The 1872-nt window shown below is 72.0% G+C and carries 2 protein-coding genes; one reads left to right on the top strand and one right to left on the bottom strand.

Annotation, left to right across the window (positions count from 1 at the left end; all coding sequences use genetic code 11):
- A partial coding sequence (locus NBX02_RS07525) for an XdhC family protein (protein ID WP_250290591.1) occupies nt 1-605 on the bottom strand: 605 nt, incomplete at its 3' end.
- A gap of 401 nt (nt 606-1006) precedes the next feature.
- Here NBX02_RS07525 and NBX02_RS07520 point away from each other — a divergent pair.
- Nucleotides 1007-1872 (top strand): PAC2 family protein (locus NBX02_RS07520; RefSeq protein ID WP_250290589.1); only part of this gene is annotated, 866 nt, incomplete at its 3' end.

Here is a 1872-nt window from a genome sequence, read left to right as displayed (position 1 = left end):
GTGCCGAGGGTGCCGGCCACCCGGCTTGGCCAGACCGCCAGCCGGGCGCCCGGCCGCACCGGCGCGGCGGCCGAGCCGATGACGGTACCCACCGCCACCGGCTCGGCCGCGGCCACCGCCGCCGCCACGTCGCCGAACTCCGGCGCGCCGTGACGGTCGATGCGCTGCACGAAGACGCTGATGGTCCCGCCGCAGGTCAGCCCGGTCGCCAGTACGTCGTCACCGCCCGGCCCTCCGCCCGCGCCCAGCCCACCGCCACCGCCGTCGCCGTCACCGTCCAGATCGTCTCCGCTGCCCAGATCGTCTCCGCTGCCCAGATCGTCTCCGCTGCCCAGGGCGTCGCCACCGTCCAGGCTGCTATCACCGTCCGGGCCGTACGTGGCCAGTGCCGGCTCACCTGTGGCGAGCACCTGGCACGCCAGCTCGTACACCGCGCCCTCGACGCAGCCGCCGGAGACGCTGCCGACCGCTTCCCCGCCGGTGCCGACGGCCAGCACCGCACCGGGCGGGAGCGGCGCGGACGAACCGGTCCCGACCACGGTGACGAGCGCGAACGGCTTCCCCGCCGCCCACCAGCGGGCCAGCTCCGGCAGCGCGTCACGCACAGGGCCTCCCTTGCCGTGTCTTCGCTATGCCTTCCCCGCCATGTCCTGCGGGAGTGCCGGGCCGCCCATGCCCACCGCCCATGCCCACCACAGCACACGGGACACAGGAGTGTGCGGCGCGGCAGCGTGCGGACCAGGCAGCACGGAGCAGGACAGGATCTGGTCGATCAGTACGGAGAGTAGCCATAGTGGACCGCGCAACGCGGAGCGGGAGCTCACCCTGGGCGGGGCCGCGATCTCCTGCCGTGGCCCCGCCCGCCCGGACGGGCCCGGCTGCGATACTTACCGCAAGCGCTCCGCCAGGTTTTCGGAGGACGTCACACGGCAGGAACAGATCGGTACCGTTGTCGCTTCATCCTTGGTGAAGCGGCCAACAGACTTCCGTGAGGAGGCTCCGACCAGTGCTCGACCCTCGTGAGCTGTATGAGGTCGCCGACGATCTGCCGGAAATCGGCAGGCCGGTGCTGGTGGAGGCTCTCACCGGTGTCGTCGATGCGGGTGGCTCGATCCGGCTGGCCCGCGACCATCTGCTGACCACCCTGGACAACCGTCTCATCGCGACCTTCGACATCGACCAGCTGCTCGACTACCGCTCCCGCCGGCCATTCATGATCTTCTCCGAGGATCACTGGGAACACTACGACGAGCCCCTGCTCGGGCTGCACCTCGTCGATGACAGCGCCGGGACGCCTTTCCTGCTGCTGTCCGGCCCAGAGCCCGACCTGCAGTGGAAGCGGTTCATCGCCGCCGTCGGCATTCTCGCCGAGCGCCTGGGCGTCCGGCTGACCGTGGGTCTCAACGCGATCCCGATGGCCGTTCCGCACACCCGCCCGTGCGGCGTCACCGCGCACGCCACCCGCCGGGACCTCATCATCGGGTACGAGCCGTGGGTACGGCGGGTCCAGGCACCCGGCAGCGCCGGCCATCTCATCGAGTACCTGCGCGGACGCGACGGCCTCGACGCGATGGGGTTCGCCGCCCACGTCCCGCACTACCTGTCGCAGACCGACTATCCGGCGGCCACCGAGAGCCTGCTCACCTCGCTGTCGAAGGCGACCGGCCTGATGCTCCCGCTGGACGGGCTGCGCTCCGCGTCGGCGGCCGTCCGCACCAACATCGACCGGCAGCTGGCGAACGGCGGTGAGGCGGCGGCGCTGGTCACCGCCCTCGAGGAGCAGTACGACACGTTCATCCAGGGCCGGGCAGGCGCCGATCTCCCGGCGGTCGAGGACGAGGAGCTGCCCACCGCGGACGAGCTCGCCGCGGC

Origin of the sequence: Protofrankia sp. CiP1_Cm_nod1, from assembly GCF_920888515.1 — a bacterium.
Lineage (GTDB): Bacteria > Actinomycetota > Actinomycetes > Frankiales > Frankiaceae > Protofrankia.
The sequence above is the reverse complement of the archived record's forward strand: the minus strand, read 5'-3'. Positions and strand labels throughout refer to the sequence as shown.